The following is a 14738-nucleotide window of genomic DNA, read 5'->3' as shown; positions in this document are numbered from 1 at the left end:
CGTGTGGAGTGTGACAGCAACCACATGGGTGTGGTAGGAATAGATATTCCTAATAGGAATATGCCATCCAGATACACGGACGTATTGGAGGACAGATCGATGGCCCCGACCGCCGACACCACGGAATCCGCCACGCCCACGGCGGTCATCGACCGCATCTCGCTCGTCTTGGACGCCTTCGACGGCCCGGGGCGCCTCACGCTGGCCCAGATCGTCCGGCGCACCGGCCTGCCCCGGTCATCGGCGCACCGGATGCTCGAGCGCCTGGTGCAGCTGCGCTGGTTGCGCCGCAGTGGGCGTGACTACGAGCTCGGCATGCGGTTGGTCGAGCTGGGCTCGCTCGCTGTGCACCAGGACCGCCTGGTGCGCGCGGCCACCCCGCTGCTGGGGGAACTGCACCGCGCCACAGGACTTGTCGTGCACCTTGCGGTCCTCGACGGTGGCGATGTCGTCTATCTCGAGAAGATCGGCGATCAAATGGCCGGTGTGATCCCGACGCGTGTCGGTGGCCGGCAGCCGGCTCACTGCACCGCGATCGGAAAGGCGATCCTGGCCTACAGGGGCGAGGACCCCCGCCGGAACGGTCAGGATGGTCTCGCGGCCCGCCTGACCAAATACTCGATTTCCACCACACCGCAGCTGGCAGCCGAGTTGGCCAAAGTCCGGGCCCACGGCGTCGCATTCGAGCGCGAAGAGTCGGTGCTCGGGTTCGGCTGTGTCGCAGCGCCTATCGGGGGCCCCGGCGAGGCCGTTGCCGCGGTCTCCGTGTGCGGCCCCATGAATCGCATGAGGTTCGACCAGCGGCTCGCGGCTCCCGTGCGCATGACCGCGATGGGCATCTGGCGCAACGTGGAAGACGGTCCACAACGGGTTGCCCCCACCCTGCAGCCGCTGCGCCCGCTACTTCCGCATCGACCCCAGCACGCGACCCCGGCGCCCCGGCCTGCCCTGCAGTTCGCGTGAGCCTCGACCCGCAGATCGCCGCGGTTCTGCAGCAACTGGACGACGGCTTCCCCCCGGTGCAGGACATGACCGGGGCGCAGGCCAGGGCACTGATCAAGTCGAGGTTCGTACCGGCGGCCCGGCCCGAGCCCGTCGCTGAGGTCGCCGATCGCACGGTCGACGGCCGGGATGGCCCGATCCCCGTGCGCGTGTACCGGCCCCGCGCCGCGGGGCCACTCCCCATCGTGGTCCACGCGCACGGCGGCGGATTCGTGTTCTGCGACCTCGACAGCCATGATGGGCTTTGTCGCAACATCGCCAACCTTGTTCCCGCCGTAGTGGTTTCGGTCGACTACCGACTCGCGCCGGAGAATTCCTGGCCGGCGGCAGCCGAGGACATGTACGCCGTGACCTGCTGGGCCGCCGAGAACGCTGCCGCCCTCGGCGCCGATCCCGGGCGTCTGGCCGTGGGCGGCGACAGTGCGGGGGGCAATCTTGCCACGGTCACCGCGATCATGGCCCGCGACCGCGGTGGACCCATGCCAGCCGCCCAACTGCTGCTCTACCCGGTGATCGCGCCCGACTTCGACACCGAGTCCTACCGGTTGTTCGGCCAGGGCTACTACAACCCGAAGCCGGCGATGCGGTGGTACTGGGATTCCTACGTGCCGTCGCTCGAGGACCGCGCGCACCCCTACGCCGCCCCGCTCAACGCCGACCTGCGTGGACTACCGCCGGCCGTCCTGGTGATCGCCGGTCACGACCCGCTGCGCGACGAGGGCCTGGCTTACGCCGCCGCGCTGACGGCGGCCGGCGTGCCGACCGCGCAATTGCGTTACGAGGGCGGAATCCACGGGTTTATGACGATGCCGATGCTCGACATCGCGCATCGGGCCCGCAAAGAGGCGACCGCCGGCCTAGCGGATCTGCTGCAGCGGTAATCCGTTGGCAGGCAACATTTTAGCCGCACCGTAACGCTGCCCGGGATCCAGCACGCAGTGGGTCCGCCCGAACACGGTGACCATGCATTTGTTGTTGTGCGTGCACCGGCTGCGGGCGGCCGGATCGGCGATCATCCTGGTGACCAAGTCGGGCTCGCGCAACAGCGCCCGCCCCATCGCCACAAAATCAAAGCCTTCGCGCATACCGGTATCGGCGTGCTCACGATTGGTGATGCCACCCAACAGGATCAGCTTGGTGTTGCGCATGACCGGGACGAATTGGCGGGCATTGTCCAGCATGTAGAGATCGCGGTAAGGGTAGTCGCCCATCGCCCACCGCCCGAAGAACCGGATCCCGCTGCGCATGGGCTGCGGCATGACCTTGGCGAATTCCCTGACCGGGACGTCACCGCGAAACAGGTACATGGGCTTGAAAACCGAAGAGCCCTGCGTCAATTCGATTGCATCGAGGGTCCCGTCGGCGTCGAGCAGCACGGCGGTGCGCAGCGCCTCGTCGACCCAGATGCTGCCGGGCACACCGTCGTCCATGTCGAGCTTGGCGGTTACTGCGATGCGATCCCCGATCTCGTCGCGCACGCGCCGGGCGATCTCGCGGCAGAACCGCGAGCGGTTGTCGATGTCGCCGCCGTACTCGTCTTTGCGGCGGTTGATCAGCGGGCTCAAAAACGAGCTGGGCAGGTACAGGTGGCCGAAATGCAGTTCCACAGCGTCGAAACCCGCGTCGGCGGCGACCCGGGCCGCCGCACCGAACTGGTCGATCACCCTCGCGATCTCGTCGCGGCTGATCTCGCGGCAGTAACTCATGGACGCGGGATTGATGAACCTGCTCGGCGCCACCGGGGTCACCCCGGTCAGCTTCTTGTGCGCCACGACACCGGCGTGACCCAGTTGCGCCGAGATCGCGGCGCCGTCCCTGTGGACCGCGTCGGCCAGCCTCGCAGGCCGGGCAGGGCGGCCTCGCTCATCACGATCTGCCCGGGGGCGCTCGCCCCTTCCGCGGAGACGCAGCAGTAGGCGACCGTCGTCATGCCGACACCTCCACTGGAGAAGGCGCGGTGGAACTCGATCAGGTCGTCGGTGACCAGACCGTGCGGTGAGCGGCCTTCCGACGTGGCGGCCTTGATCACCCGGTTGCGCAAGGTCACCGGGCCCAGGGTTGCGGGGGCGAAGGGATCCGGCTGCACTGCGCTCATGCGGCCACCCTTACTCCGCGCCGGGCGACGGTCAACGCACCTTCCCGATGGCCGGGAGCCGGCGGCGCGGGCCGCCGCGGGCGTCCTATGGTCGGACTATGGCCGAGGGCGACATCTTCGTGATCGACCGCGTGGTGACCCGACCCGGATGTGCCCGCCGATTCGTCGACGCCTACCTCGCCGAGTACGCCCCGGCGCGCGGGCACGGGGTATGACGTTGCGGGACGTTCTCGTCAGCCCACCGATCTGGTTTGACGACGACAGCAACGTCGTCACGGTCACCTGGACGCTACCGAGTGCGCAGGCGTGGTGGGAGATGACCTGGAAAGGCCGCCCCGACCCGACGCTCGGCGAATGGTGGTCGCGGATAAGCGAGTTGGTGGCCCAGCGGTCGCGGTCCTTCGCCGCGGCGGCCGACGACGTGGACGGGCTGTGCGATGTATAGCGTCACCCGGCTGATCGACGTCGCCGAACCCGACCGCGACCGGATACTCGACGAGTTGCGCGGTGCCGCCGCGGCCGCGGCACCGCTGCGGTTCGTGGTACAACCGACCCTGGCCGGTTCGCGCAACGGCGGCGACATCCTGATGCACATGCGGTTCGCCTCGCACGATCAATGGGACGCTGCGGCAGTAGGTTTCGGTGATGTCCTGGACGACCCCGCGGTCAGCCGGATCAACGGCGCGGCCTACTCCGGCACGCCCGTGCAGAGCAGCGACAAGCCCGGCGGCGTGTACCGAGCGCTGCTGCTGAGCGTGTCGGCTGGCACCGACGCGGCCACCGTCGCCCGTTTCGAGGCCGACCTGCGACTGATGCCGCGGTACGTGCGCAGCATCACCGACTGGCAGCTGAGCAGGGTCGAGGAGGCGACCGGAGCCTCGGCGTGGACCCACGTGTTCGAGCAGCTCTTCACCGACGCGGACGGGTTGATGGGGCCCTACCTGATGCATCCGATCCATTGGGCGGTGGTGGATCGCTGGTTCGACCCCGAATGTCCCGACGTCATCGTGCGCGATCGCGTCTGCCACAGTTTCTGCCACAGCGAGGCGGCCGTTCTGCGGCTCAGCGGATAATCCGCACGATGCGCTATTCAATTCGGTTCGAGCGGGCATGCGCCGCGCCGCCCGAGGTCGTGTATGGGCTTCTCATCGACGTCGAGCGGTGGCCGGATTGGTTACCGGGCGCGCGCAGCGCCAACTGGGAAGAGACGGGAAGCCTCGGGGCCCACGAGGGGGCCATCCGGCGAATCGTCGTCAGCGGCTTGACAATGCGCGAGGAGGTCTTGGTTGACGACGGCCCACACCACCACGCCTATCGCATCGTCTCGGGGGTCCCGGTGACCGATCATCGCGCCGATGTGCACATCGAGGAGCAAGTCCGTGGATCGCTCATTGTCTGGCGGGCGACGTTCCGTTCGCGAATTCCCTGTGCGGGACCGTTGATCTGGTTGATGCTGCGCGCGAGCATGCCCAGGATGGCGACGGCGTTGGCCAGAGGAGCCGAGCACCGACCGGCCTGATCGGCCATACGCGTCAGTGTGGCGGCCGTCAGATCCCGACCGCGGAGATATTCGGGTTGGCGCTCGCCGGCGGCTCCAGCGGGGGCAGCACTTCGGAGCCGTCCAGGCTGTGCACCGGCAGCTGCTGCGACCACGGGTAATGCAAGCTGAACGCGACCAGGCCCGTACGCTGCGCGGCCGGCAAATGGCACATCGCGAGAACCGTCTCGGCCAAATATTCGACTGGTTCGGTCGGGAACGTATCCGGAATCAGCTGCGCGGCACCGGGTGTGCGGACGGCCGTCGACGGACCGACGCAGTTCACCGCAATGTTGGCGTCGAGGAGTTCGGCCGCCACCCCCTGCGTGAAGCGGTGCAGCGCCGCCTTGCAGGACGCATAGACGACGTCGCCAGATGTCTTGTTGTATGCGCGGTAGGGGCGCACCGGTGCCACTCCGGTAACCGAGCCTATGTTGACGATCCATCCGGCGCCTTGCTTACGCATGTGCGACACGGCGGCTTTGGTCAACACAAACGGTGTCCGCAGGTAGTGCGCCACCGTGCGGTCGAAGGTGTCCAGGCTCATGTCCTCGACCACCGAGTAGTCAGCGAAACCGGCGTTGTTGACCAGTATGTCGATGCGGCCGGTGCGGTCGAGGACCGCGTCGACCAAGGCGTCGCGTTGCGCGGCGTCCTCCAGGTCGCTCGCGATGCCGAAGGCCGAGCCCCCGGCGGCCTCGATCAGCCCCACCGTTTCGCCGATGGTGCCGGGCAGGGCGGCGGTCGTGCCTGCCCGCATCGACAAAGAGGGGGCGTGCGATCGCGCGGTGACAGCCACCGTGGCGCCCTCGGCGGCCAGCCGCTGGGCGATGGCACGGCCGATACCCCGGCTACTTCCGGTCACCAAAGCCGTTCTACCGCAGAGTATTCCACTCATCTGAGCTCGAGCTCCGTCTCGATGGGGGCACGGTGATCATGCCAGAAGTCCACCAACCGGTAGGGGAAGGCGGTCACGATCCGGCCCCGCCCGAGCGGTAATAGGTGTGCGCCGACGGGGTGTGGCACCACACGGTGCCGGCCATGGTCGCATCGATCCGGGCGACGTAGCTCTCGTAAGCCTGCTGCGTCACCTCGATGGTTGCAGCCTCGCGCAACGCCATCAATTGCAGGCATTCCATCACGTAGTGCACCATCACCTCGACGCCGAAGTTGTGGCCGGCCCGTGTCCGGGGCTGTAGTTGGGCGCCGAGGAGATGAACATGTTGGGGAATCCGGGCACCATCCCGCCGCGGTAGGCCCGGGGGGCGTCGCCCCACTCGTCGGTCAGCTTCTTGCCGTCTCGGCCCCGGATATCCACGGTGGATAGGAAATCCAGGTAGTAGCCGGTGGCGTAGATGATCACGTCGAGTTCGATTTGTCGGCCGTCGGCGGTGACGATCCCGGCCTCGTTCACCCGGGCCGGCTCATTGGCCTCCACGTCGACGTGGTCGCGGGCCAGCGCCGCGTAGTAGCCGCCGGGGTCGCGAATGATCCGCTTGCCGTACGGAGCGAAGTCCGGCGTCACCTTGCGCGCAAGCTCGCTGCCCGCGCCGAACACGCGATCGATGTATTCCTGGCACATCTTCAGCAAGGCGTCGTTGGCCGGCGAGATCGACAGATGCTCGCGCGCCCATTCCTGGTCGTGCAGGATCACCGGATAGTTGTTGTCCGATGTCCCCCAATACGATTTGAGCCGAACCCAATTGGCGTAGTACGGCAGCCGGGTGCCCAGCCACCGCTGATGGGTGGGGACATCGTCGGACGCGCGCCGCCGCGGTGCGACCCAATGCGGCTGGCGCTGAAAGACGGTCAGCCGGGCGACCTGGTCCACGGTTGCGTCGACGATTTGGACCGCGGTGCAACCCGCCCCGATGATCGCCACCCGCTTACCCGTGAGATCGAGCTCGGGATCCCACTGCGCGGAATGGATGGAAATTCCTGAGAACGTTTCGCGGCCGGGCAGATCCGGCCAACGCGGCCGGTTGAGATAGCCTGCCGCCGGGATGACAACGTTGGCATAGCTGACGTCGCGCATCCCGTCCGGGCCGACCGAGTGTATCTGCCATTGCCGGCGCCGCTCGTTCCACCACAGGGCTTCCACTTCGGTACCGAACCGCGTGCGCTTGCGCAGGCCGTTCTTGCTGGCCACCGAAACCAGGTACGCCTGGTACTCCGCGCCCTGCGGGTAGTAGCTCGACCAGTCGCCGTTGATGTCGCGCGACAGCGAGTAATACGCCGACGGCGTATCCACGCCGATGCCGGGATACGTTGTCGTGTACCAGGTGCCGCCCACCTCGTCATTGCGCTCGATGATCTGGTAGTCGATACCGGCGTCGGCACACGCGAGGGCGGCGGTTATCCCTGCAATGCCCGCGCCCATGATGACCACACGGAAGCCCTCGGGCAGTTTCGCGGTGCGCGGCAGCACCGGTTGCGAGGGCTGGAATCCACCCTGCTCGAGCAGCAGGTGCAGATACTCCGGGCCGATCTCTCCCCCGAGCGCCACGGGGGCGACACGGGCGAACAGGTCGAGGTCATCGGCGGGAACCGCATCCGCCGGTCGAGGCGCCCCCAGCGCCGCAACGATTTCGTCGATGAGCTGCTCGGCCGTCTCCGGGTCGGTGACACCCGCCTGCTCCGGCGGATCGGGCACGTAGCTGATCTTGGGCGCGAACCGCTCGGCCACGGCCGGGTCACCGGTCAGCTGCGCCAGGACGGCGACCAGCACCCCGGGGTCTGCCTGGCGCAGGTTGGCCCGAAGCTCGTCGACTTCTCGGGGGTCCAGATCCGCCTGTCCGGCGTTGTCGGTCGGGACGGGGACACCAGTGCTCATGCCAACGAGTATCGGCGCGATTCCCAACCGTAGGCAGGCCCTTGTCTACTCAGCGGGACACGCACGACCCGATCAGTGATGTCAACGCTTACCGTGACGGCCATGCAGCCGGATGACCTCGATGCGTCGATCGCCAGGGCGCGCAGCCACGGACTCGGCGACCTTCCCCGGCGGTCGGCACTCCGGCAGCCGGACAAGATCGCGATCATCGACGGCGACATCGTTTTGACCTTCGCCGAATTCGACCATCTGGTGGACCGTGCGGCGGCCGCGTTGCGCGACAACGATTTCCAGGTCGGCGATCGGATCGCCCTGCTATCCCGGAACTGCTGGCAGTACGCCGTGCTGGCATTCGCGACGGCGCGCGTCGGCGTGGTCCTGGTTCCGGTCAATTTCATGCTGACCGCCGAGGAGATCGCCTACATCCTCGGTCACAGCCGGGTCACCGGTTTCATCGTCGAAGCGAAGCTCACAGGCACGGCCGAGGAGGCGATCGAGCGCGCTGGTGTGGTGCGGACCAAGGTCGCTCTGGCGCCCACCGGAGACCGGCCCGCGGCCGGGTGGGACGACTTCGCCCAGTGGCTGGCCACCGACACGCCCGCCCCGAGCCCGCACATCGACGACGACCAGCCGGTGCGGCTGATGTACACCAGCGGAACCGAATCCCGTCCCAAGGCCGCCATCCACACCAGCCGCAGCCTGATGTGGCAGTACGTCAGCACGATCGTCGCCGGCGAGATGTCGCACGACGACGTCGAGATCCACTCGCTGCCGCTGTACCACTGCGCGCAGCTGGACAACTTCCTGGCCACCGACGTCTACCTCGGCGCCACCAGCATCATCCTGCCACGGCCCGAGCCCGAAGCGGTGTTGCGCACGATGGAGCGCTACCGGGTCACCAACTACTTCGCTCCCCCGACGGTGTGGATCTCGCTGCTGCGTTCACCGCTGTTCGATCAGGTCGACTTGTCCAGCCTGCGCAAGGGCTACTATGGCGCGTCGGCCATGCCGGTGGAAATCCTGCACGAGATCCGCGACCGGCTACCCGATCTCCGGTTGTGGAACTTCTACGGCCAGACCGAGATGGCGCCGCTGGCCTCCGCGCTGGGACCCGGCGAACAGGACGCACACGCCGGGTCCGCCGGCCGGCCGGTGGTCAACGTCGAAACGGTCATCCTCGACGACGAGGACAACCCCGTCCCGGCCGGCGTGGTCGGCGAAATCGCCCACCGCAGCCCGCATTTGACGCCGGGCTACCTCGACGACCCGGAACGCACCGCCGAGGCCTTCAGGGGCGGCTGGTTTCACTCCGGGGACCTGGGTTACTACGACGAGCACGGACTGTTGCACGTCGTCGACCGCAAGAAGGACATGATCAAGACCGGTGGCGAAAACGTGGCCAGCCGTGAGGTCGAGGAAGTCATCTACCGACACAACGGCGTCCGGGAAGTCGCGGTGTTCGGCCTACCCGACGCGGTGTGGGTGGAGGCGGTGGTAGCCGCCGTCGTCCCCCGCGACGGCGTCCGGGTGACCGAGGAGGACGTCATCGCCCACTGCCGGGAGCATCTGGCCGGATTCAAGACACCCAAAAGGGTCTTCTTCGCCGAAGAGTTGCCGAAGAACCCCAGCGGCAAGTTACTCAAACGTCTGCTGCGCGAGCGCTTCACCCTCGACAACCAGGTGCCCTGCTGATCTCGTTATTGCTCTGCCCGAAAGGAATTCACGACCAATGCACAAAGGCCGCATAGCGCGATTCGACGGGCCGGGAAAGCCCTTCGAAATAGAAACAGTGACCCTGCCCGAGGTGGGCGCCGGAGAAATCCTGATCAAGGTCACCCGGGCCAACATCTGCGGCTCGGACGTGCACGCCTGGCACGGCACCTTCGCCACCCGGGGCCTGGGCGGTCAGCTGCCCACCGTCCTCGGCCACGAAATGGTCGGAGCGGTCGAAGCGCTCGGCGACGGCGTCAGCACGGATTCCAACGGCAAACCGCTGCAACCGGGCACCCGGGTGGTCTTTCCCTACTTTTTCTGCTGCCACCGGTGCCGGAATTGCCTGGCCGGCAAGAGGAATGCGTGCATCAACCTGAAGATGGCCATGCTCGGCCGAGCCGACGAACCCCCGTATTTCGTCGGCGGCTACGCCGACTATTACCTGCTACCGGCCGGGGCGGTGCTCTACACAGTGCCGGACAGCGTGTCCGACGATATCGCCGCCGGCGCCAATTGTGCTCTATCCCAGGTGATGTACGGTCTGGAGCGGGTTGACCTGCAACTCGGGGAAACGGTCGTGGTGCAGGGCGCGGGTGCGCTCGGTTTGTACGCGATCGCGGTCGCCAAGGCGCGCGGCGCCGCTACCGTCATCGCCATCGACGGCGTGCCCGAACGCCTGGAACTGGCAACCGCTTTCGGCGCCGACCGCGTCATCGACATGACCGAGGTGGCCGAGGTCAAAGACCGGGCCAGGATCGTGCGCACACTGACCGACGGACAGGGCGCCGACGTCGTGGTCGAAGTGGTGGGCCACCCGTCGGCGATCGACGAAGGGCTCAAGCTGCTCGGCCAGTTCGGCCGCTACGTCGAGATCGGCAATATCAACATCGGCAAGACCTTCGAGTTCGACCCCTCCCGGTTCGTGTTCGGGAACAAGACGATGATCGGCGTCTCGCTCTACGACCCGGAGGTGTTGTCGCGGGCGCTGACCTTCCTGGAACAGAACCAAGACCGGCTGCCACTCAACCGACTTGCCGCGGCTTGCTATTCGCTCGACGACATCGACGAGGCATTTGCGGCCGCCGAAGGCAAGCGCGACGTGCGCGCCAGCATCGTCCCCTGATCGAAGAAAGAAGACCATGCACAACTACGACCGCAGCACGCTGTTCATCGACGGAAAGTGGGTCGAGCCCGACGGGCGTGACGCCATCGAGGTGATCGACCCCTCGACCGAGAAGCCGATCGGGTCGGTGCCCGCGGGCACCACGGCCGACGTCGACGCCGCGGTCGCCGCCGCCCAGCGCGCGTTCGACCCGCTGATCGGCATCGCCGAGCGTCGCGAGCGGACTGCCGCCGTGATCGCCGCGATGGAAAAGCGACTGCCCGATATCGCCGAGACCATCGCCCGGGAGATGGGGGCTCCGCTGCGCATCGCCCAAACCGTGCAGACCCAAGTGCCGCTGGCGGTGGCCCGGGGTTTCGCCGAGGTGCTGGATACCTTCGAATTCGAAGAGCGCGTGGGCAATTCGCTGGTCATCCGGGAACCCTACGGCGTGGTCGGGGCGATCACGCCGTGGAACTATCCGCTGTATCAGGTGGTCGCCAAGGTGTTGCCGGCGATCGCTGCCGGCTGCACGGTGGTGCTCAAGCCCAGCAACGAGGCGCCGCTGTCGGTGTTCGAGTTCGTGGAGGCCGTCGAGGAGGCGGGCCTTCCCGCCGGGGTGGTGAACCTGGTGTCGGGCGGCGGGCAGGTGATCGGCGAGCGGCTCGCCGAGCATCCCGGCGTCGACTTCGTCTCGTTCACCGGTTCCACCGGCGTCGGTGCCCGGGTCGGCGAGTTGGCCGGGCGCACAGTCAAGAAGGTGGCCCTGGAACTGGGCGGAAAGTCGGCCAACGTGATCCTCGACGACGCCGACCTGGCCACCGCGGTCAAGGTGGGCGTCGGCAACGCCTTCCTCAACGGGGGCCAGACCTGCATGGCCTGGACCAGAATGCTGGTGCCCAGGTCGCGCTACGACGAGGCACTGGAGGTGGCGCGGGCCGCGACGGCCAAGTACACCGTGGGTGACCCGTTCGATCCGGCGACCCGGATCGGCCCGTCGGCTTCGGCCAAGCAGTTCGACACAGTCCGCGGCTACATCGAGCGCGCGCAGCGCGACGGCGCGCGACTGGTCACCGGCGGGCCCGAGAAGGTCCGCGAGGTGGGCTATTACGTGGCACCGACGGTGTTCGCCGACGTCGACCCCGACTCGGAGCTGGGCCAGGAGGAGGTGTTCGGTCCGGTGCTGGCGGTCATACCGTTCGACGACGACGCCGACGCCCTGCGGATCGCCAACGGCACCCCGTACGGCCTGTCCGGCGCGGTGTGGGCCGGCGACACCGAGCGCGCGATCGCCTTCGCCCGCGGCGTGCGAACCGGTCAGCTCGACATCAACGGCGGCAGGTACAACCCTGTCGCGCCCTTCGGTGGTTACAAGAAATCCGGCATCGGCCGCGAACTGGGCCGCGCCGGGTTCGAGGAGTACCTGCAGACCAAGTCTCTACAGTTGCCAGCATGAACGCGCCTCTCGATATCGCCGCCGGCGGACCGACTCAGGTCTGGACGATCAACCTGCCCGAGGTGGGCAACGCGATCACCGGCCACGATTTCATCGCCGCGTTCGAGGAGGCCGTCGACGCCGCCAACGCCGACACCTCGATCCGCGCCGTCATCCTCACCGGAGCAGGCAAGATCTTCTCCGCGGGCGGCAATGTCAAGGAGATGGCCGACCGTGACGGCATGTTCGGCCTGGACGCACTGGACCAGCGGCACGCCTACATCGCCGGAATCCAGCGCATCCCGCGGGCGCTGGACCTGCTGGAGGTACCCCTGATCGCCGCGGTCAACGGTGCCGCCGTGGGCGCCGGCTGCGACCTCGCGATGATGTGCGACATGCGGATCGCCTCGGAACGCGCGTCGTTCGCGGAGAGCTTCGTGCAGCTCGGTCTGATTCCCGGTGACGGAGGCACCTGGTTCCTGCCGCGTGCGGTGGGATATGAGCGCGCCGCCGAGATGACGTTCACCGGCGACCGCGTGGACGCGGCGACCGCGCTGGAATGGGGCATGGTGAGCCGGGTGGTGCCGCACGACGAACTGCTCACCGAGGCACAGGCATTGGCCGAGCGGATCAGCAAAAATCCGCCCCATGCGCTGCGCATGGCCAAGCGGCTGCTACGGGAGTCACGCACGGGCACGCTCGACGCCACGTTGGGCATGGCCGCGGCCATGCAGCCGCTGGCCCATGCCTCCGCCGAACACGGGCAACGCATCCAGAAGTGGCAGACGCGCTGATGACGCTGCCCCGCTTGGTGCCGCCCGCCGGCGTCGACGCCGCGGCGAGCGCGGACCTGCGCACCGAAGTGCGCGATTTCCTCGCCGACCAACTGGCCGCCGGGGCGTTCACCCCGTCGGTCGATGCCTGGCTGACGGGCTGGGACGAGAAATTCACCGCCGCGCTCGCCGCCCGCGGTTGGCTGGGCATGACCGTGCCGGTCGAATATGGTGGCCACGGACGCTCGTTTGTGGAACGTTTCGTCGTGACCGAGGAACTGCTGGCGGCCGGCGCCCCGGTGGCCGCGCACTGGATCGCGGACCGCCAGATTGTCCCGTCGCTGCTCAAATACGGCACCGCACAACAGAAGTCGGAGTTCCTGCCGCGAATCGTCCGCGGCGAGTGCTTCTTCGGCATCGGCATGAGCGAGCCCGACTCCGGCTCAGACCTGGCCAGCGTGCGCACCAGGGCCGAGCGCGTCGACGGCGGCTGGTCGCTGACCGGCACCAAGGTCTGGACGTCGGGGGCGCACCTGGCGCACTGGTTCATCGCGCTGGCGCGCACCGCGCCGGTGGATCCCGAGCACCGCCACGCCGGGCTCAGTCAGTTCATCGTCGACCTGCGCGGACCCGGCGTCGAGATCAGGCCGATCGTGTCGATGAACGGCGCCCACCACTTCAACGAGGTGATCCTGGACTCGGCGTTCGTCCCCGACGACCTGGTGTTCGGCGACATCGGCAACGGTTGGCGGCAGGTGACCTCGGAGCTCGCCTTCGAACGCAGTGGACCCGAGCGGTTCCTGTCCACGTTCGTGCTGCTATCGGCGTGCGCCGACCGGATGGCGTCCAACGCCATTCCCCGCGATCCGAACCTGGGACGTCTGGTGGCGCGCATCGCCGGGTTGCACCGGATGTCCACGGCGGTGGCCGGCGCGCTGGAACGGCACGAGCCCGCGGACCTACCCGCGGCGGTCGTCAAGGTGCTGGGCACCACCACCGAGGGCGATATCGCGGAGTTCGCCGATCTGCAGGACTCCCCCGATTCCCTGTTCACCGATCTGGTACGTGCGGCCGTGGATCAGCGACCCGGTTTCACGCTGCGCGGCGGCACCAACGAGGTGCTGCGTGGCGTCCTGGCGCGCGGATTGGGCATGCGATGAGCGCCGGGCCGTCGGTCGACAGCGCCCTCGTCGACATGATGGGGGCGGTTTTTGCCGATTACCGGGACACGCACCCGCCCTCGGCGACGATCGAGCGGGACCCGCTCTTGTGGCGTCACCTCGACGAGCTCGGTCTGGTGCGGTTGACCGGTCCCGAACAGCAGGGCGGCAGCGGGGCAAGCTGGTATGAAGCGGCCGAACTTCTGGCCGCGGCCGTCAATCACGGGGTGCGAATCCCGTTGGCCGAGCACGATTTATTGGCATGCTGGCTATTGGACGCGGCCGGGATTCCGGTCGACGACGCGGTTCGGACCGTATGCGTGCTCGACAATCGGGGCACCGCGACCGCAGTGCCCTGGGCGGCTTCGGCAGATCGGATCGTCGTCGCCTGGCGCGGCGGGGGCGGCCGCCAGGTCGCCGACGTCGCCGCCGCCCGGCTGTCGATCACTGCGGGTAGCAACCTGATCGGCGAACCACGAGACACAGTGGCCGCCGATCTGGCCGGGCTGGACGGGATTCCGGTGGGCCGGGCGCTCATCGACCAGCTTGAGTTGAAGGCAGCCCTGGTCCGATCCATCCAGGTCAGTGCCGCCCTCGACCGGATCCTGCAGCTGTGCGTCGAGCATGTGACCGCACGGGTCCAGTTCGGCCGCCCCCTCGCGAAGTTTCAAGCCATACAGAACCTGATCTCGGATGCCGCCGCCGAGGCCGCACTGGCCCGGGCGGCGACCGAGGCCGCACTGCACGCCGCGGTTACCGGCGATTGGTCGGCGCCCGACTTGGATTTCCTGGTGGCCGTGTCGCGTTCGTGTGCCGGCCATGCGGCTTCGGTCGTGGTGCGCAACGCCCACCAGTTGCATGGCGCGATCGGCACCACCCGAGAGCATCGGTTGCACGAGTTCACCCGCGCGGCGCTGGCTTGGCGCTCGGAGTTCGGCTCGGTGCGGTATTGGGACGAGCGGGTCACCGACGCGGCGATGCACGCGAGCGCCGGCGCGCTGTGGGACCTGATCACCGGCTGAGTCCCAGACCCGTGTTCCACTGACCGGGCACCGGCACTGTTACCGGGACCACACCCGGAGTTGACT

The 14738-nt window shown here is 67.7% G+C and carries 11 protein-coding genes and 3 pseudogenes; 11 read left to right on the top strand and 3 right to left on the bottom strand.

Annotated features, from left to right (window positions below; all coding sequences use genetic code 11):
* Nucleotides 1-99 precede the first annotated feature (99 nt).
* Both B9D87_RS04865 and lipP1 read left to right on the top strand, forming a co-directional pair.
* On the top strand, nucleotides 100-963 hold the full coding sequence (locus B9D87_RS04865) for an IclR family transcriptional regulator (protein WP_007775766.1): 864 nt from the start codon (nucleotides 100-102) through the stop codon (nucleotides 961-963).
* Nucleotides 960-1883, top strand: coding sequence for a LipP1 family hormone-sensitive lipase (lipP1, locus tag B9D87_RS04860; protein ID WP_007775769.1), 924 nt, complete (start codon nucleotides 960-962; stop codon nucleotides 1881-1883). The genes B9D87_RS04865 and lipP1 overlap by 4 nt, the downstream gene beginning before the upstream one ends.
* Here the strand turns inward: lipP1 and B9D87_RS04855 are convergent.
* A pseudogene (locus B9D87_RS04855) lies at nucleotides 1860-3097 on the bottom strand (NADH:flavin oxidoreductase). The gene lipP1 and the pseudogene B9D87_RS04855 overlap by 24 nt on opposite strands.
* Before the next feature lie 98 nt (nucleotides 3098-3195).
* On the opposite strand from B9D87_RS04855, the pseudogene B9D87_RS04850 reads away from it, so the two are divergent.
* The 3 genes and pseudogenes from B9D87_RS04850 (at nucleotide 3196) to B9D87_RS04840 (ending at nucleotide 4616) form a co-directional block, all read left to right on the top strand.
* Nucleotides 3196-3542: pseudogene (locus tag B9D87_RS04850) on the top strand (hypothetical protein).
* The gene (locus tag B9D87_RS04845) at nucleotides 3535-4170 is read left to right on the top strand and encodes a Dabb family protein (RefSeq protein ID WP_007775775.1); all 636 of its coding nucleotides are present in this window, start codon (nucleotides 3535-3537) and stop codon (nucleotides 4168-4170) included. The pseudogene B9D87_RS04850 and the gene B9D87_RS04845 overlap by 8 nt, the downstream one beginning before the upstream one ends.
* 8 nt (nucleotides 4171-4178) lie before the next feature.
* On the top strand, nucleotides 4179-4616 hold the full coding sequence (locus B9D87_RS04840) for an SRPBCC family protein (protein ID WP_007775779.1): 438 nt from the start codon (nucleotides 4179-4181) through the stop codon (nucleotides 4614-4616).
* A gap of 28 nt (nucleotides 4617-4644) precedes the next feature.
* Here B9D87_RS04840 and B9D87_RS04835 read toward each other — a convergent pair whose 3' ends face one another.
* Nucleotides 4645-5532, bottom strand: a complete 888-nt coding sequence (locus B9D87_RS04835; protein WP_007775781.1) for an SDR family NAD(P)-dependent oxidoreductase — start codon at nucleotides 5530-5532, stop codon at nucleotides 4645-4647.
* Nucleotides 5529-7467: pseudogene (locus tag B9D87_RS04830) on the bottom strand (flavin-containing monooxygenase). Before B9D87_RS04830 ends, B9D87_RS04835 begins: the two are co-directional and overlap by 4 nt.
* 93 nt (nucleotides 7468-7560) lie before the next feature.
* Here B9D87_RS04830 and B9D87_RS04825 point away from each other — a divergent pair.
* The 6 genes from B9D87_RS04825 to B9D87_RS04800 are packed head-to-tail and all read left to right on the top strand — an operon-like array spanning nucleotide 7561 to nucleotide 14672.
* Nucleotides 7561-9159: an acyl-CoA synthetase gene (locus B9D87_RS04825; RefSeq protein WP_007775791.1), complete on the top strand. Its 1599-nt coding sequence runs from the start codon at nucleotides 7561-7563 to the stop codon at nucleotides 9157-9159.
* Between the two features lie 37 nt (nucleotides 9160-9196).
* Nucleotides 9197-10303, top strand: coding sequence for a zinc-binding dehydrogenase (locus B9D87_RS04820; protein WP_007775792.1), 1107 nt, complete (start codon nucleotides 9197-9199; stop codon nucleotides 10301-10303).
* A gap of 16 nt (nucleotides 10304-10319) precedes the next feature.
* Nucleotides 10320-11738, top strand: a complete 1419-nt coding sequence (locus B9D87_RS04815) for an aldehyde dehydrogenase family protein (protein ID WP_007775795.1) — start codon at nucleotides 10320-10322, stop codon at nucleotides 11736-11738.
* A complete protein-coding gene (locus B9D87_RS04810; RefSeq protein ID WP_007775797.1) occupies nucleotides 11735-12511 on the top strand; it encodes a crotonase/enoyl-CoA hydratase family protein in 777 nt (258 codons plus the stop codon). Before B9D87_RS04815 ends, B9D87_RS04810 begins: the two co-directional genes overlap by 4 nt.
* Nucleotides 12511-13650 carry an acyl-CoA dehydrogenase family protein gene (locus B9D87_RS04805; RefSeq protein WP_007775799.1) on the top strand — a complete coding sequence of 380 codons (1140 nt, stop codon included), beginning with the start codon at nucleotides 12511-12513 and terminating at the stop codon, nucleotides 13648-13650. Before B9D87_RS04810 ends, B9D87_RS04805 begins: the two co-directional genes overlap by 1 nt.
* On the top strand, nucleotides 13647-14672 hold the full coding sequence (locus B9D87_RS04800; RefSeq protein WP_007775802.1) for an acyl-CoA dehydrogenase family protein: 1026 nt from the start codon (nucleotides 13647-13649) through the stop codon (nucleotides 14670-14672). The genes B9D87_RS04805 and B9D87_RS04800 overlap by 4 nt, the downstream gene beginning before the upstream one ends.
* Nucleotides 14673-14738: the final 66 nt, after the last annotated feature.

The organism is Mycobacterium colombiense CECT 3035, assembly GCF_002105755.1.
Classification (GTDB): domain Bacteria; phylum Actinomycetota; class Actinomycetes; order Mycobacteriales; family Mycobacteriaceae; genus Mycobacterium; species Mycobacterium colombiense.
Note: the sequence above shows the minus strand (reverse complement) of the source record. Positions and strands in the feature narration are given on the sequence as shown.

Excerpts from the sequence above, each read along its gene's own strand:
- B9D87_RS04805 (WP_007775799.1), top strand. The coding sequence starts at position 12,511 with ATGACGCTGCCCCGCTTGGTGCCGCCCGCCGGCGTCGACGCCGCGGCG.
- B9D87_RS04840 (WP_007775779.1), top strand. The coding sequence starts at position 4,179 with ATGCGCTATTCAATTCGGTTCGAGCGGGCATGCGCCGCGCCGCCCGAG.
- B9D87_RS04820 (WP_007775792.1), top strand. The coding sequence starts at position 9,197 with ATGCACAAAGGCCGCATAGCGCGATTCGACGGGCCGGGAAAGCCCTTC.
- B9D87_RS04810 (WP_007775797.1), top strand. The coding sequence starts at position 11,735 with ATGAACGCGCCTCTCGATATCGCCGCCGGCGGACCGACTCAGGTCTGG.
- B9D87_RS04865 (WP_007775766.1), top strand. The coding sequence starts at position 100 with ATGGCCCCGACCGCCGACACCACGGAATCCGCCACGCCCACGGCGGTC.
- B9D87_RS04845 (WP_007775775.1), top strand. The coding sequence starts at position 3,535 with ATGTATAGCGTCACCCGGCTGATCGACGTCGCCGAACCCGACCGCGAC.
- B9D87_RS04835 (WP_007775781.1), bottom strand. The coding sequence starts at position 5,532 with ATGAGTGGAATACTCTGCGGTAGAACGGCTTTGGTGACCGGAAGTAGC.
- B9D87_RS04815 (WP_007775795.1), top strand. The coding sequence starts at position 10,320 with ATGCACAACTACGACCGCAGCACGCTGTTCATCGACGGAAAGTGGGTC.
- B9D87_RS04800 (WP_007775802.1), top strand. The coding sequence starts at position 13,647 with ATGAGCGCCGGGCCGTCGGTCGACAGCGCCCTCGTCGACATGATGGGG.